12 protein-coding genes are annotated in these 15,926 nt (G+C 54.4%); 4 read left to right on the top strand and 8 right to left on the bottom strand.

All coding sequences use genetic code 11. The annotated features are described in order from the left end of the window. Window positions 1-25 precede the first annotated feature (25 nt). Both TH19_RS14010 and TH19_RS14000 read left to right on the top strand, forming a co-directional pair. Entirely contained in the window at window positions 26-982 is a 957-nt protein-coding gene (locus TH19_RS14010; RefSeq protein WP_114102986.1) for a D-2-hydroxyacid dehydrogenase family protein, read from the top strand. A 148-nt stretch (window positions 983-1,130) separates the two neighbouring features. Beyond that, on the top strand, window positions 1,131-1,973 hold the full coding sequence (locus TH19_RS14000; protein WP_114102984.1) for an intradiol ring-cleavage dioxygenase: 843 nt from the start codon (window positions 1,131-1,133) through the stop codon (window positions 1,971-1,973). A gap of 21 nt (window positions 1,974-1,994) precedes the next feature. Here TH19_RS14000 and atzF read toward each other — a convergent pair whose 3' ends face one another. Genes atzF through TH19_RS13975 form a run of 5 tightly spaced genes read right to left on the bottom strand, consistent with a single transcriptional unit; the run spans window position 1,995 to window position 9,021 of the window. Then, window positions 1,995-3,779, bottom strand: a complete 1,785-nt coding sequence (atzF, locus tag TH19_RS13995) for an allophanate hydrolase (protein ID WP_114103120.1) — start codon at window positions 3,777-3,779, stop codon at window positions 1,995-1,997. 50 nt (window positions 3,780-3,829) lie between these two features. Then, window positions 3,830-5,458 carry a dipeptide ABC transporter ATP-binding protein gene (locus tag TH19_RS13990; RefSeq protein WP_114103119.1) on the bottom strand — a complete coding sequence of 543 codons (1,629 nt, stop codon included), beginning with the start codon at window positions 5,456-5,458 and terminating at the stop codon, window positions 3,830-3,832. Between the two features lie 2 nt (window positions 5,459-5,460). Next, window positions 5,461-6,390 (bottom strand): ABC transporter permease, encoded by a 930-nt coding sequence (locus TH19_RS13985; RefSeq protein WP_114102983.1) that lies wholly within the window; start codon window positions 6,388-6,390, stop codon window positions 5,461-5,463. After that, complete coding sequence (locus TH19_RS13980; protein WP_114102982.1) at window positions 6,387-7,412, bottom strand: ABC transporter permease; 1,026 nt, start codon at window positions 7,410-7,412, stop codon at window positions 6,387-6,389. Before TH19_RS13980 ends, TH19_RS13985 begins: the two co-directional genes overlap by 4 nt. Window positions 7,413-7,416: 4 nt before the next feature. After that, on the bottom strand, window positions 7,417-9,021 hold the full coding sequence (locus TH19_RS13975; protein WP_114102981.1) for an ABC transporter substrate-binding protein: 1,605 nt from the start codon (window positions 9,019-9,021) through the stop codon (window positions 7,417-7,419). Window positions 9,022-9,150: 129 nt separating this feature from the next. On the opposite strand from TH19_RS13975, the gene TH19_RS13970 reads away from it, so the two are divergent. After that, entirely contained in the window at window positions 9,151-10,068 is a 918-nt protein-coding gene (locus tag TH19_RS13970; protein ID WP_114102980.1) for a LysR family transcriptional regulator, read from the top strand. Window positions 10,069-10,280: 212 nt separating this feature from the next. Beyond that, window positions 10,281-11,168, top strand: coding sequence for a YghX family hydrolase (gene yghX, locus TH19_RS13965; protein ID WP_114102979.1), 888 nt, complete (start codon window positions 10,281-10,283; stop codon window positions 11,166-11,168). Window positions 11,169-11,252: 84 nt separating this feature from the next. Here the strand turns inward: yghX and TH19_RS13960 are convergent, their stop codons facing one another. The 3 genes from TH19_RS13960 to TH19_RS13950 all read right to left on the bottom strand — a co-directional run bounded on the left by TH19_RS13960 (window position 11,253) and on the right by TH19_RS13950 (window position 15,755). Beyond that, a complete protein-coding gene (locus TH19_RS13960; protein ID WP_114102978.1) occupies window positions 11,253-12,920 on the bottom strand; it encodes a cyclic peptide export ABC transporter in 1,668 nt (555 codons plus the stop codon). Window positions 12,921-12,923: 3 nt separating this feature from the next. After that, window positions 12,924-14,576 carry a cyclic peptide export ABC transporter gene (locus TH19_RS13955; RefSeq protein WP_258547965.1) on the bottom strand — a complete coding sequence of 551 codons (1,653 nt, stop codon included), beginning with the start codon at window positions 14,574-14,576 and terminating at the stop codon, window positions 12,924-12,926. 105 nt (window positions 14,577-14,681) lie between these two features. Next, on the bottom strand, window positions 14,682-15,755 hold the full coding sequence (locus TH19_RS13950; RefSeq protein ID WP_181846422.1) for a pyridoxal-phosphate dependent enzyme: 1,074 nt from the start codon (window positions 15,753-15,755) through the stop codon (window positions 14,682-14,684). Window positions 15,756-15,926 lie beyond the last annotated feature (171 nt).

Genomic DNA, 15,926 nt, shown 5'->3' with positions numbered 1-15,926 from the left:
CACGCCAGAACAGGACGACCAGACGATGCGGATTGCCATTCTTGACGATTACCAGAACCTCGCCCTGCAATCTGCGGACTGGTCTGCCATCGAAGCCCATGCCAACATCACGGTGTTTGGTGACACGATTGGCAATCAGGATGCCTTGCGTGATCGTTTGATGCCATTCGAGGTTCTGTGTGTCATGCGCGAACGCACCCCGTTTTCCGGCGAACTGATGCGCAACTTGCCGAACCTTAAACTGATTGTGACCACCGGCAAACGCAATGACGCAATTGATGTTGCCACCGCCACCGAGCTTGGCATCACGGTCTGCGGAACTGAAAGCCCGTCAACGGCGACGCCGGAATTGGCCTTTGCGCTGATGCTGGGGCTTGCGCGCAATATCGTCGCGGAAAATGCATCGATGCGGGCCGGTGGTTGGCAGATCGGCCTTGGGCAGGACCTTGCCGGATCGACATTGGGCATCATTGGTCTGGGACGGCTGGGCGCAAAGATCGCCAAGATCGCACAGGCCTTTGACATGAAAGTCACCGCCTGGAGTGCCAATCTGACCAAGGAACGCTGTGACGAGCTGGGCGTTGAATATAAGGACAGCAAGGAAGCCCTTCTGCGTGATGCCGATTTCGTCACCATTCATCAGCGCCTGTCAGATCGCACCATCGGTCTGATCAGCACCGCCGAATTCGCACAGATGAAAAACACCGCCTTCCTCATCAACACATCCCGTGGCCCGATTGTTGATGACGTTGCCCTGATTGATGCGGTCAATAGCGGCGAAATTGCCGGTGCCGGTATTGATGTTTATGACCGTGAACCGCTTGCGCCATCCCATCCGTTGCGCAAATGCGATGGCCTGTTGCTGACACCGCATCTTGGCTATGTCACCCGCCATACCTGGGATGTGTTTTATGGCCAGACTGTCGAGGCGGTTCTGGCATGGATCAACGGATCACCGATCCGTGTGATCAAGGCCAACTGACATACCATCCGGGCAACAGCATTGTTGCCCAATCCGATTATTCAATTACCATCAAACAGGCAGTTCAATCTGCCATCGGGGGAAATCACCGGCCCAAGGCCGGACTGAACAGCAAATTCAATGGCTGTTCACATCATGGAGAAACGCCATGACCAGCTTCTTTAGCGAAGAAAAATCTGTCGACGCCGTCAATGCGCGGATGGGCGAAGATATCGATCCGCGACTTCGCACCGTGATGACAGCACTGATCCGCCATCTTCATGACTTCGTCAAAGAGGTTGAACTGACCGAAGACGAATGGTCAAACGCCATTGCCTTTCTGACCAAGACCGGACAAATGTGCGGTAATGAGCGTCAGGAATATATCCTTCTAAGCGATGTTCTGGGTGTTTCGATGCTGGTTGATGCCATCAATCATCGCCGACCCGAAGGCGCAACCCAAAGCACGGTCTTTGGCCCCTTCCATGTAGAAAACGCCCCCATACGCCAGATGGGCGAATGCATTTCCCTTGATGGCAAAGGTGAAAGTTGCCTGTTTGAAGGCCGCATTGTTGATCTTGATGGCACCCCGATCAACGATGCCAGAATTGATGTCTGGGCCGACAATGCCGAGGGTTTTTATGACGTTCAACAACCCGATGAACAACCCAAATGGAACAATCGCGGCATTTTCATCACCGGCAATGACGGGAAATATGCCTTTGTCGGCAGCAAACCTGTCAGCTATCCGATCCCCGATGATGGTCCGGTCGGTAAAATGCTGGCCGCCCTTGGTCGCCATCCGTTTCGTCCGGCCCATATCCATTTCATGATCACAGCACCGGGATACCAGAAACTGGTCACCCATACCTTTGTTGGCGGCGATGACTACCTGACATCTGATACGGTCTTTGGCGTGAAGGAAAGTCTGGTCGCACCGTTTGACAAAGTCGATAACGGCGCGACCATCTGGAAATCCACCTTTGATTTCGTGCTTGCACCGGGTGCATAGCACCGCACAAATTCAGGCTGCTTAACCCGCCATCTTGGTGATAAAGGCCCGCCAACTGCCAAGGGCGGTAATATCCGTTGCCCCGATCAGTCCGGCACTTTCACACAGGAAGCCCTTTTCGAAGGTACCGTCTTCAAGTTCTACCGAACCAAGGCACAGCGGGGATGGAATACCGGCCAGGAAGCCGCCGACTTCCGATTTCGGTAATGCCCAAACCTCGACCTCGATCGCGGCACCGCCATCTGTCATGGCAACCATGCCCGGACGTTTCGGCGGGCCACCGGCAAGGGCGTAGAAGCTGTATTTCGCAGCAGTTCTGGTTTTGCGCAACAAACGCGCCCCGCGCCCGGTCAATTCGGGATTAAGTGGCAAGCCCGACATATGTGCCCCGCACACCACCATCCCGATTTCATCGGCACCGACCGTATCCGCCGCAAGGGACGGTTTCACGCGTTCCCAACCAGTCGCCCCGACAATGCCGTCTTCCATTGATGCGGCAAGGGATGCCACCAGTGCATCCTCGCCCTTGCGTGCAAGAATGGTCAAACTCCCCGGACGGCCGTCTTTGCGCGCACCCGTGGGCACCGCAATCCCGCACATATCAAGCAAATTGACAAAGTTGGTATAGGTCCCCAACCGGGAATTCGGTCCGATTGGATCAGCGGTGATATCCTCGACCGAGACGAAATGCGGAATGGTCGGGACACAGATCGCATCAATCCCGGCCATCGCGAATTCACATTCACGTGCAAGGTCCTTAAGGCGATACATCCCGTTAAAGGCATCGGCCGCCGACAGTTTCAGGCCCGGCTCCAGAATGGCCCGCGTGGTTGGATGAAGGGTTTCCGGCTTGTCGATCAAACGTGATCCAACCGCGGCAACACGTTCCGCGACCCATGCACCTTCGTAAAGCATCTTGGCAACGTTATAGAACGGCGTGAAATCGATCTCGGTGATCTCGCATCCCAGTTCCGAAAGCTTTTTGACATCATTGTGGAAATGGCTCGCCTGAACATCATCACCAAAAGTTTCAAGGGTCTTGGCGTTGGGCACAGCAACCCGCATTGGTGCAATTGCCCGCAACTCCCCCATTGCCGGGAACTTGCGCGAATAGGCATCCTTGGGATCATATTTCGCGGCAATCCCGAACACATCCCAGGCATCGGATACATTGAGTGCAAAAATCGAAATCGTATCAAGGGTCCGACAGGCCGGAACCACCCCGCTTGCCGAAAAGGCACCCAGGGTCGGTTTCAAACCAACGATGCTGTTAAGTGCCGCGGGCACACGACCAGAACCAGCCGTGTCCGTACCAAGCGAGAATGTCGCAATACCATGCGCGACCACAACGGCCGATCCAGATGACGAACCACCCGGTACAATCGACGGATCAACCGCATTAAGCGGCACCGGATAGGGGCTGCGCACACCGACCAGACCGGTTGCGAACTGATCAAGGTTGGCTTTGCCAAGGCAAATCGCACCCGCGGCAAGCAGTTCGGCGACCACAAAGGCATCCTCTGTCGCGTCATAGGCAAAATCCGGGCAGGCCGCCGTTGTCGGCATACCCGCAACATCAATATTGTCCTTGGCAACAAAGGGAATGCCCCACAAGGGACGCCCGTCATAACTGCCAAGTTCCTTGGCCGCCGTCAGGGCCGCTTCGCGGGCGGTATGGATGAAAATACCGGGGTCACCTGTGGCATCCAGTCGACGAAACGCCTCTTCGATGACTTGCGTCGGACTCTCACCTGATGCGTATGCCTGCCGCAAGGCGGCAAGTGTAAAGGGAAGATCAGCAATCATTTTCTGCATTCCGTCTGTGGCGTTATAGAAGTTTGTTTGGTGGCTATGGCTCAGGCCATTTCGCGTTCCGGGGCCTGTGGCGCCGCCGAAAGCAATTCGCTTGTATAGGGATGTTGCGGGGTTTCCATCACGGTCGCGACCGGACCTGATTCAACGATGGCACCGTTTTGCATGACGATGACGTGATCACATAGCAACCGCACCACATTAAGGTCATGACTGACAAACAGATAACTGATGCCAAGACGTACCCGCAAATCCGCCAACAGGTTCAGAACCAGTGCCTGAATTGACACATCAAGGGCGGCAGTAGGTTCATCAAGGATCAGGAAATCAGGTTCTGTGGCAAGGGCGCGGGCAATGCCGACACGGGCCTTTTGCCCGCCCGAAAGCTGATGGGGGAACCGATCCAGAAGATGGGCCGGAAAACCCGTCATTTCTGCCAATTCCTCGGTCCGTTTGGTCACGGCATCCCCGCGCATTCCCATTAACCTGAGGAGCGGGTCAGCTATGGCCTGACGGGCGGTAAAGCGCGGGTTCAAGCTATCCGTTGCGTCCTGGAATACCATCTGGATTTTCGAACGCAACGGATGCTTGGCAAAGGTCGCCGCCGGGAGGCTGGCGATATCTTCACCACGGTAAAAGATGCTGCCCGATGTGGTATCAAGCAGACGCACCAGCATCGAAGACGTCGTCGATTTCCCGCAGCCGGATTCACCGACCAGTCCGACACTTTCGCCTTCATGGATGGTAAAGCTGATTTTCTTGACCGCATGAACCGGGCCGCTTTTGCCCTGATAGGTCTTGGCAAGATTGACCACATCAATCAGCGGTTTTTGCCCGATCACATGGGGCGGAAGTTCCGTCCGTTCGCCTTCGGGCAACAATGCACGAATTGATCCGGTCCGGCGCGGTGTGGCATTGACCAGCTTGCGGGTATAGGCATGCTGCGGATTGGTAAACAGGGCAACAGGATCACCGGCCTCGACGATCAGGCCATCCTTCATCACGACAATCCGGTCGCAATATTGCGATGCCAGCCCAAGATCATGGGTAATCAAAATCGATGACATGCCGCGTGCCCGCACCAGATCATCGACCAGATCCATCACCGCCTTTTGGGTGGTGATATCAAGCCCCGTGGTCGGTTCATCGGCAATGATCAGTTTGGGATCACAGGCCAGTGCAAGGGCAATCACCACACGCTGGCACATGCCCCCGGAAAGTTCGAACGGATAGGCTTCATATCGTGCGGCAGCATCGCGGATTTTAACCGCTTCCAATGCCTCGATGGCCTTGGCCTTGGCGTTATGGCGGGTGGCCCGGCTGTGGCGGCGCAAAACATCTTCGATCTGATGACCGACCTTGCGGATCGGGTTGAGTGCTGCGCGCGGGTTCTGGAAAATCATGCTGATTTCACGACCGCGAATATCGCGCATATCACGTTCGGATGCATTGCGAAGGTCAACCCCGCTATAGATCGCATCGCCCGCCTTGATCCGTCCACCGGCATCAAGAATACGCATCAACGCATAGGACGTGACAGATTTTCCCGATCCACTTTCCCCGACAATGCCAAGACGCTCGCCCTTTGCCAGTTCGAAATCGATCCCCTTGACCGCATTGACTTCGCCGTTTCGGGTACGGAAGGCAACGCTTAATCCCTTGATGGAAAGCATGGTCATGTCCTCCGGCGCGGATCGACGATATCGCGCAGACCATCGCCCATCAGGTTAAACGTCAAAACCGCAATCATCAGTGAAAGCCCAGGGAACAGTGCCAGCCACCATTCACCTGACACGATGAAGTTTGCACCCTCGGCCACCATGATCCCCCATTCCGGGGTCGGCGGACGCACGCCCAGCCCGATAAAGCTGAGACCCGCGGCATTGAGGATCGCCCACCCAAGATTAAGCGACACCTGCACCATCATTGGCGGCAGGGCATTTGGGAAAATGTGAAAGGCCAGAATACGTGCATCACTATTGCCTGAAAGCTTCGCGGCAAGGGTAAAGCCCGCATTGCGGCGAATATTGACCTCGGCCCGGACCAGTCGGGCATAGAACGGGATATTAATGATCGCCGTTGCGTAAATGATGTTCGCCACCGAATTGCCAAGGGCAGCAACAACGCCCATCGCCAAAACAAACAGCGGAAAGGCCATGATGGTATCAAGCACACGGTTCAGTGTGATGTCCGTCCAGCCGCCCCGATACCCGGCAATCGCGCCAAGGAACGATCCAATCACAAAGGACAAGGCAACGGCGGCGACCGAAATCACCAGATCAAGGCGGGTCGCAACAACAACGCGGCTGAAAACATCACGGCCCAGATTGTCGGTTCCGAACCAGTGGGCAAATGACGGCGGCTGCAACACACTTGCTGCATCGGTTGCCAGCGGGTCATAGGGAACGATCATTGGCCCAAAGATCGCGGCAAAAATCAAAAGTGCGAACATGCCAAAGGCAAGACCGGTCACCGGATTTTCACGCAGCACGTAAACCAGATGGGCAAAGGCCCCGGATTTCGGCTTAGCAGGCGTTGCCGGTGCATTGGCCTGAGCCGAATTAACAGAGGCGGCATCAGTCGCGGATGAAACGATCTTGTTCATTTGCCAGATGTCCCGAAACGCGGATCGATCAGGGAATAGGCCAGATCAATCACCAGATTAAGGAAGACGAAAAGAAACGCCATCGCCAGGACAAATCCCTGAACCGCGGCATAGTCCGAAACAATCAGAGCTTCGACCGCATAGGAGCCGATACCGGGCCAAGCAAAGACCTTTTCGACCAGAACATTCGCCCCCAGCACAAAGGAAAACACCATGCCAAGCGTGGTCACGACCGGAAGCAGCGCATTGCGAAACGCATAGCCATAAAGGATGCGCCCCGAACCAAGCCCTGCCGCACGGGCGGTGCGGATATAATCAGATGACAGGGCCGAAAGCATCGCGGCACGGGTCATGCGGGCAATCGGGGCCAGCGTAAACAGGGCCAGCGTAATGGCAGGCAGGATCAGTTGTTTAAGGGCACCAAACCAGGTTTCCCAATCCCCGACCAGTGCCGCATCGATCAGGAAAAAGCCCGTCACATGCGGCGGATCAAGATAGATGAAATCAAGTCGTCCAAGCGGGGATGGCGCAATGCCCAGCAGATAATAGAAGATGTAAATCAGCATCACGCCGGTAAAGAAGGTCGGAAGAGAAACCCCCATCGTCACCAGCAATCGGCAAATCTGGTCAATCCAGCTTCCCGGTCGGGTTGCCGCCAGAACACCAAGCGGCACCGCCACCAGACAGGAAAGCACAAGCGCACTTAACGTCAGTTCAAGCGAAGCCGGAAGGCGACTTGCAAGTTCGGTCAAAACCGGTCGCCCGGTTGAAACAGATTGCCCAAGATCCCCCTGAAACAGCTGGCCAAGATAGACCACAAACTGTTCAGGAAGCGGTTTATCAAGACCAAGCTTTGCCCGGGTTTCTTCAATTGTTTCGGGCGTTGCCATGATCCCGGCGAACTGGACAGCCGGGTCACCAGGCAAGGCACGCGTCAGGACAAAGCTGATAACGATGACCCCGAACAGGACCGGAATGGCCTGTGCGATGCGCGTCAAAACGCTGGTTCCCCGGACTGCCATGATCTTAGCTTTCCACCGTGGTCAGGCCACGGATATCAAGCTGACGGTGGAACCAGAATTCATATCCCCCTGCGCCGTTAAGCGCGACGTTAAGGGCCGGCTGCCACAGCGGAATACGCGGCAGGTCTTCATGAACGATATCAATCATGCGCATGATTTTCGGCGCATATTCCGGATCATCCATGGCCATATGCAGGGTTTCATTGGTCAGTTCCTCAACCTCGGCATTTGAATAGTTTGACGAGTTGAACAGATGACCTTCCTGATAGGCCCAGAAGAAGTAATAATCCGGTGTATTAAGCCAGCCGCCAAAGTTTTCGAGATGGAAATCAAGGCGCTTTTCAACCAGTGCCGCCGTACGCCAGTTCGCACCCGGGATTTTTTCAATCTCGACCTTGATGCCAAGCTTGCCAACCGCTTCCTGAATCAGAAGGGCAGCCGGTTCCATCCAGGATGACAGATCGGTCGAAATCGAAAGCTTGGTCTCAAACCCGTTTGCAAAACCGGATTTGGCCATATGTTCCTTGGCCTTATCAAGGTTGGTGTCATAGGGCGACTTGCGCGGCCATGCGATATCGGTCGCCTTGGCTTCACCACCCCAAAGCGGCGCACCACGGCCATAGGCAGCCGCATTAAAGATCGCTTCATAAGGAACGGCAAAGGCAATTGCCTTACGGACATCGGGATCCTGGAACGGCTCGAACTTGGTGTTCAGGCAAAGGGCATGGATGCAGTTTTCAATCGGGGTTGAATGCACCGTGACTTTACCTGCCAGTTCGGCGGCATCCTTGTCCGGGATATCAAAGGCAACCTGAACATCACCACGTTCAATCAATGCACGGCTGGTTGCCGCCGACGGAACTTCGCGCATGATCACGCGGCGTACCGGCGGGGTCGGACCACCAACCCATTTGTCATTGCGTTCAAAAACAACCTGCTGCCCCGCATCCCAGCGGGTAACGGAATAGGCACCCGAACCGATGGTGTTGGTATGCAGATATTCCATCGCCCAGGGATCATCGGTGGTCGCATGTTCCATGGCGACCTTGGAATTGATGATAAAGGGCACCGGCACGGCCAGATCAGGAAGGGCAAGTTTGGATGCCTTGTCCAGTTTCACGACAAAGGTTTCATCATCAATTGCCTCGAACTGATCAGGGCGGGTGAAACCGCCAGCCTTCATCTGAACCGTCGGGAAGCCGCCGACACTGACCGCGCGATCAAACGACCATTTGACGTCCGCTGCGGTAACTTTGCTGCCATCATTGAAAACGGCACCGGATTTCAGCTTGAAGGTGATGGTCATACCATCTTCGGAGAAGCTCCAGCTTTCCGCCAGTTCGGGCACGATGGTCGAATAGTCGTATGACAGTCCGCCGCCCTCTGCCGGTTTGGAGCCGAACGATACCAGACGGTCATAGCAGTTCACCGCAATCTGATAGCTGGCACGGTTGGTTCCGGTGCGGTGCAAATCAAGGCTGTTGACCGTTTGCGAAGACACAGCAACCAAGGTGTCGGTTCCTGCGGCAAGTGCAGAAAATGAGCGTGCGAAAGGCAATGTACCGACAAGAACAGCACCGCCTTTTAGGAAATTACGTCTCGAAACCATCGTGAAACCCCCATGAACAGCTTGTTAGAATCCATTGATGCCAGTTTGCAGTATTTTGCGTTCGCGAAAACTGCTATATTTTCACCAACGCGGTGCAAAAAATGCAACAGGCCGGGAAACTGCTGAAACATGAGATACTTGCAAACCTTTCGGTTGATCGAAGCCGTGGCGCGTGCCGGTTCCATGCGCAAAGCAGCCGAGGATATGAACCTGACCGCATCGGCCCTGAACCGCCGCATCAACGGGTTTGAGGAAGAATTCGGTGCCGAGCTTTTTGAACGGCTTCCTGGTGGGGTACGCCTTAATCCGGCGGGCGAATTGTTGCTGCATCACTATCGCGCGATGGCATCGGACCTTGAACGGGTACAGGGACAGGTCGCCGATCTGACCGGCGAACGCCGGGGCCATGTGTCGATTGCCTGTTCACAGGCACTGTTACCCTATTTCCTGCCTGAACAAATTGCGATTTACCGTGCGGCCCATCCCGGCGTGACTTTCAGTGTTAATGTCCGTGACCGCGCACAGGCCGAACAGGAACTGGCAAGCTATTCAAGTGACCTTGCCCTTGTGTTCGAACCGATTTATCTGGTCGATTTCGAAGTTATCCACGCCATTCCGCAAACGGTCGATGTCGTGATGCGGTCCGATCATCCATTGGCATCCCGTGACGAAATCCGCCTGCGTGACTGCCTTGATTATCCCCATGTCGCCCCGACCCATCGTTTCGGGGTGCGTCATCTTCTGGACTTTGCCGCCAGGCGCGGATCGCGGCAGGTTTCCCCGGTGGTCGAAACAGAAAGCTTTGAGCTGATCCGTCACTATGTCCTGCATGAAAATGCCCTGGGATTTCAAATCCCGATTGGCCTGAAAATCCCCAACGACGGATCATTGATGTTCCGACCTATTTCAGAACGCGACGTCCCGCCCGGCAACCTTATCCTTGGTCAGTTGCGCGGGCGCACCTTGCCGGTGGCGTCCGCCCGGTTTGCGATGCAACTTGCCACCGCACTTAAGGATTATCAGCTCGCCCGCGAAAGCATCGTCTGACATTCAATATTCTTTATGTGACGTCGATTACTTTCCAATCGGCAGTCGCGCGTTTGTGACTTGTGCAAACGATAATATCGCTGAAAATCATTCTCACTCTGGCCCTCCCCCGATCAGCGGTCAGGGCCGAAAGAACTGCGTTAATCTGATTTGTCATAAAATGCCGTCACCCAAAGCCCCAATCCCCGTATCACCCAGGACAGGAGCGCATGATGGAACGTCTGACTGCCAAGGATTTTTCGCCGGAACTTCTTGAATTATACGACTTCTACGCGCACGGGATGATTGACCGCCGCGAATTTCTGGACCGCGCCGGACGATATGCCATTGGCGGGATGACGGCACTGGCGATCCTCAATGCCATGAGCCCGAATTACGCCATGGCCCATCAGGTAGATTTCACCGATCCTGATATTGTCGCCGAATATACCATGTATCCGTCGCCCAACGGGCATGGCGAAGTCCGTGGCTATCTGGTCAAACCGGCGAATGTGACCGGCAAGGTTCCCGGTGTTGTTGTCGTTCACGAAAACCGGGGTCTGAACCCCTATATCGAGGATGTCGCACGCCGCGTTGCCAAGGCGGGCTTTGTTGCCCTTGCCCCGGATGGGCTGACATCGGTTGGCGGATATCCCGGCAATGATGACAAGGGCCGTGAATTGCAACGCACCGTCGATCCGGCCAAGCTGATGAATGACTTCTTTGCCGCGATTGAATTCCTGACCGCGCACGAGGCCACCACCGACAAAATCGGCATTACCGGTTTCTGTTATGGCGGGGGTGTGGCGAACGCAGCCGCTGTTGCCTATCCTGAACTTGGTGCCGCCGTGCCCTATTATGGCCGTCAGGCCGCAGCCGAGGATGTCCCGCGCATCAAGGCCCCGATCCTTTTGCAATATGGCGAACTAGATGAACGGATCAATGCCGGTTGGCCCGCCTATGAAGAGGCCCTAAAGGCCAATAACAAGGTTTACGAGGCCCATATCTATCCGGGTGCCAATCACGGTTTCCATAATGATTCGACCCCGCGCTATGACAAGGAAGCAGCCGAGCTTTCATGGCAACGCACCATCGACTGGTTCAACAAATACCTGACTTAAGGATTGGCCTAGCCAGTAAATGAAGCCGGCCTGCCACCCACGACAGGCCGGTTTTTTCTTTATCCGGTAAAGGCCTAAAAATGCCTATTGGTCGCGAACCACATCAATAATGCCATCGCGAACATGGCAGACCTGATTGGCGATATGGAACCAGCGATCATCATGGGTCACGCAAATGATGACTTTGCCCCGGTCTCGCATGGCGGGCAGGATTTCCTCGTAAAATACCTTGCGGAAATGCGGGTCCTGATCGGCGGCCCATTCGTCAAGAACCAGAACCGGCTTGTTTTCAAGACGGGCTGCAATCAGTGCAAGGCGCTTGCGTTGTCCCTGTGACAGCAAGGTGGTCGAGAATGCCAATCCATCCAGCGTCACCTTGTCATCGACTTCCATTTCATGAAGCAGTGCATTGACCTTGTCTTCATCAAGATCATCAATGCCGTAAAGTTCGGAAAACAGGTGATAGTCCGAAAGCACCGTGGCAAAGCAATCGCGATAGGATTGCATATCGGTCGGCACGAGGGTTTGAGCATTGATGGTGATCGATCCGCTATCCACGTCACGAAGACCGGTCAGCAAGGCTATGATCGTTGATTTTCCCGCACCGTTCCCGCCGCTGATGAATGTAATCTCGCCGCGCTTGAAGCGCGCATTCACCGGCCCGACCGAAAAGCCGTTCGTCGATGACCGATAGGCAAAGCAAACATCATTCAAGGCAATTTCATCAATCTGCTGATGCCAGTCGGATAAATTACCCGCGCGGGCATCGGCATCACTCTTATCGCTGGACTTATCGCGTATCTCGGTCTGTTGAGCGTCAATTACCCCTGACAGATTGGCTTCGAGTTCGACAATACGGCCAAGCGATGTTTCCGCCTGATTAAAACTTGGAACCGTCATGATTACCGTTCCGATCGGACCGATCAGGAACATGGTTGCGGTTGTGACCTGCACGGCCACATCGTGATAATCCGATGTAAAGATCGGCACGATAAATACCATGGCCGCCATCATGACGTAGAATGCCAGCTGGATACTTGCGCTTTCACGCGACCACTGGGCTTTGGTCACGGCCTTTGCCTCGCTTGTGCGTTTTGATCTCTCGCTCAGATTGGCGACAAGTGCATCCCTGCGCCGGGTGTTCATTTTGACTTCCTTGAACCCCGACAAAAGATCATTTAACCCGCCAAACAGCTGCGCCTCGTCATCTTCGGATATGCGGGTTGCCGCATTGACCCGATTGATGCGGTGAATGTGTATGAAACCGGCTATCGCGACAAGAATTGCCAGCATGACAAAGGCAAAGATCGACAGCCACGCCAGATAAAAGCCGACGCAAACAACAAGGACCACCTGCTGAACACCGTTAAGGACAATCGGCAGGCTGTTGGAAATTGTCTGCATCTCGGTGGTGATGGCGGCATGCACGGATCCTTGGCCGACTTTGGCCAGAACATCGGGGCCAGCTTTGCGGACCTGATCGAACAATCGCACCCGATATTCATGCAGCATGGTTTCAACTTCGCTTGAAACCATCAAGTCGGACTTGTGTTGCGCCCACATATAGCCAGCCAGCGACACAACCATCATCAGCAACAGCTGAAAATTGACCTTGTGTTCTTGCACCTGATCGGATGCCAGATTGACCACCACTAGAACAAGGGTCGTGGCAATTGCCGACATGGATGACAATGCAATCACGGTGCGGATATTCAGGTCACCACGGGATCGAAGCAAACGTAACAGCAACATGGATCAGATCCTCCCGCGTGGATCGTCTAGGGTGACTTCGGAAAGCTTGCCGTTTTCCAAATGAATCCGCCTGTCTGCCATCTCGAAATAGTGATCATCATGGGTCACCGCGATCACGGTCATACCGCGCTTTTTCAAATCCGGCAGGATGTCAGTATAGAATTTCTTGCGGAATGTCGGGTCCTGGTCCGCCGCCCATTCATCCAGAACAAGGATCGGGCGTTTTTCCAGAATGGCGGTAATCAGTCCAAGACGTTTGCGCTGTCCCGATGACAGGGCGGTTGTCACAAAACGCCCATCACGAATGGCCGTGACATGGGAAATTTCAAACCGCTCCAGCCAATGATTTGCCTCTTCCGGGTCAATCTGATCAACCCCGTGCAAGTCGGCAAAGAGATGAAAATCGGAAAAGACTGTGGCAATCAAATTGCGATATGACGCGATGCTTTGCACGCCAAGTTCGATCTGATCAATCCTGATCTTGCCACCTTCGGGACGATACAGGCCGGTCAGAAGCTTGATCAAAGTCGACTTACCCGAGCCATTGCCGCCCGTCACAAACAACAACTCGCCCGATGTCACGGCAAGATCAATCGGGCCAAGCACAAATCCGTGACGCGGATCACGGTTCGGATAGGTAAAGGTCGTCGCCTCGAACGTGATCTGGCCAAATTCCGCGGGCAGCTTCTTGGGGTGTTCCTCGTCAATGTCTTCGCGAATGCCAGACAGCTCGGTTGACAGTTCCAGCATTCTGGTCGCCGAACCTTCAATCTGTGCGAACACCGACATGGATTGCACCATCACCGCAATCGGGCCGATCATAAACAGGATCGCGGTACTGATTTTTGACAGCTCGGTGGTCATATTTCCGGAATAGGCCGGCACAATAAACACCACCACGGCCAGCAATATATAGAATGCCGACATGCCCATGATCATCTGACGTGAAATCAGATCATGGGCCTTGTGCCCGTATTCTGCCTTTTTGGCGGATACCTCTTCAAACGAACGATGAAGCGTATCGCTGCGCCGCGACCACATCCGGACTTCCTTGATGCCGCGAAACAGGTCAGCGATTTTTTTAAACATCTCGGCTTCGACCAGGCCCAGCTTGCCAAACCATTCGCCAAGTCGCTTGCCCATGCGCAGATAAATAACAATCCCGACCCCGATCACCCCGATGATCAGGAAAAAGGCCAGTGTTGAAATCCAGAACACATAGATCATCACCGCAATCAGCAACATGACACTGCGGAAACACATGCCAATCAAGTGCGAGTTCTGGGAAATAACCCGTGTGCTTTGGGTGATGTTCTTGAAAAGCCGTTCCTGACCGATGGCTTCGAGTTTGACGAAATCGGCCAGTGCGATCTGGGCAAACAATCTTTGACGAATGCGGTCAATACCACTTTCAATCTGACGACCAATGGTGCTGAGAAGGAAAACTTCGGCAAAGAAATAGACAAGCGTAATCCCGGCAAAACTTCCCGCCAGAACCCAGTTCACGCGATCAAGGCCGTTATCACTGATTTCCTGTGCTGCTGTATTTACAAGGCCAAGCAATGCCGCACTGCCAAGCCCCGACAACACACCGGACACCATAAGCCGGAGCTTAAGTTTGTTATCTTCCAAAGATAACAATTCCAGCAACTTCATTGATTTAACAGCCCCCAAGAACCGACCCGGTGTCGACATTCCCAACTGTAACCACCGGTTGGAAATGTGTCCAGAGACGCTTCATCTTTGTCGTCACAAGGTCGTCTAGAGATATTCTGACGGTATCGCGCCTTCGCTATTGACCACCAATATCCGACTGGTGGCATCAAGCCCGTGTTTACGGCGCAAGTCCGGGTCATGGGCGACATGCCAAAGTCCGGCAATCCCGGAAATCCCGGTATCCCACGTATCGACCGGGCCATCACCATTGACGCCGGTCATCAAGGATTCCTGTGCGTTTTTGGCACATTCATCATCAATCGCAATATTATCAAAACAGACATCTTGCAGGATTTTCAAGGCTGGCAAACTTGGATAGCCGCATGAAAGCCCGACCATACGGGTCAAAAGTTTGCCCGGTACGCGCGTCGGCGCACCCTTCTCGATACTGGCTTTGACGCAGGCTGCTGTGACCGGCTCGACACTACAGACATTGGGTTTGATGCCGCTCTGATGCCAATATCCGATGGCACAACCGGCTGCCATGCCCCCCACACCGCATTGCAGATAAATCTTGTCGATTTCCGCATCCTGACTTTGCAACTGCCTTGCGCACTCAACACCCAGAACCGCATAGCCCGCCATAATGTCGCGGGTCACAACCAGATCACCGCGATAGTCGGTATCGGTGATCAGTAAAACATGATCGGCCTGTGCATATTCCTCGGCGGCAAGCACCGCGTCATCATAGGTGCCCTCGACCGTGACCAGTTCACCACCGCAATCGACAATCCGGCGCATCCGTGCCGGATCGACATCCTGCCCGACAAAGATTTTGGCCCGGCAATTAAACTTTCCCGCCGCCCAGACAACGGCCAGCCCGTGATTGCCATCGGTCGCCGCGACTGCAACATAAGCACGGCATTCTTCGCTTCCCGGTTCGAGACCAAGTTGCAGCAATTGCTTCTTCAGGCCATAGGGCGCACCAAGTGCCTTAACCCCACCCAGACCGAAACGTTTGCTTTCATCCTTGATCCATACCGAACCAACACCCAAAGTCTGCGCCAATCCCCGCGCACAAATCAGCGGGCTCTCGGCATATTCCGGCCAGGACGAGATCAGCGCAAATGCCTGATCGATTTCTGGTCCTGTCGGTTCAAAGATGCCCTTTGGGCTCATGATTGGCTCCTGCATGCCGGTTCTGGCTGGTGATGTATCGGGAGGTACTTATCCCCGCATAGATTGAATTAATCAAACACCAAGCGACATCCTTGCATAGTTACAACTATCTGAGAAACGTACATTTACGTGATATTGAATCTCGACGGGCCTGTGTCAAATCCTTTAGAC

Origin of the sequence: Thalassospira profundimaris, from assembly GCF_003326675.1 — a bacterium.
In the GTDB taxonomy this organism is placed as follows: Bacteria; Pseudomonadota; Alphaproteobacteria; order Rhodospirillales; family Thalassospiraceae; genus Thalassospira; species Thalassospira aquimaris.
This window is presented reverse-complemented; position numbering and strand designations above follow the sequence as displayed.

Coding starts and splice junctions, on each gene's coding strand:
- TH19_RS14010 (WP_114102986.1), top strand. CDS start 26: ATGCGGATTGCCATTCTTGACGATTACCAGAACCTCGCCCTGCAATCT.
- TH19_RS14000 (WP_114102984.1), top strand. CDS start 1,131: ATGACCAGCTTCTTTAGCGAAGAAAAATCTGTCGACGCCGTCAATGCG.
- atzF (WP_114103120.1), bottom strand. CDS start 3,779: ATGATTGCTGATCTTCCCTTTACACTTGCCGCCTTGCGGCAGGCATAC.
- TH19_RS13990 (WP_114103119.1), bottom strand. CDS start 5,458: ATGCTTTCCATCAAGGGATTAAGCGTTGCCTTCCGTACCCGAAACGGC.
- TH19_RS13985 (WP_114102983.1), bottom strand. CDS start 6,390: ATGAACAAGATCGTTTCATCCGCGACTGATGCCGCCTCTGTTAATTCG.
- TH19_RS13980 (WP_114102982.1), bottom strand. CDS start 7,412: ATGGCAGTCCGGGGAACCAGCGTTTTGACGCGCATCGCACAGGCCATT.
- TH19_RS13975 (WP_114102981.1), bottom strand. CDS start 9,021: ATGGTTTCGAGACGTAATTTCCTAAAAGGCGGTGCTGTTCTTGTCGGT.
- TH19_RS13970 (WP_114102980.1), top strand. CDS start 9,151: ATGAGATACTTGCAAACCTTTCGGTTGATCGAAGCCGTGGCGCGTGCC.
- yghX (WP_114102979.1), top strand. CDS start 10,281: ATGGAACGTCTGACTGCCAAGGATTTTTCGCCGGAACTTCTTGAATTA.
- TH19_RS13960 (WP_114102978.1), bottom strand. CDS start 12,920: ATGTTGCTGTTACGTTTGCTTCGATCCCGTGGTGACCTGAATATCCGC.
- TH19_RS13955 (WP_258547965.1), bottom strand. CDS start 14,576: ATGAAGTTGCTGGAATTGTTATCTTTGGAAGATAACAAACTTAAGCTC.
- TH19_RS13950 (WP_181846422.1), bottom strand. CDS start 15,755: ATGAGCCCAAAGGGCATCTTTGAACCGACAGGACCAGAAATCGATCAG.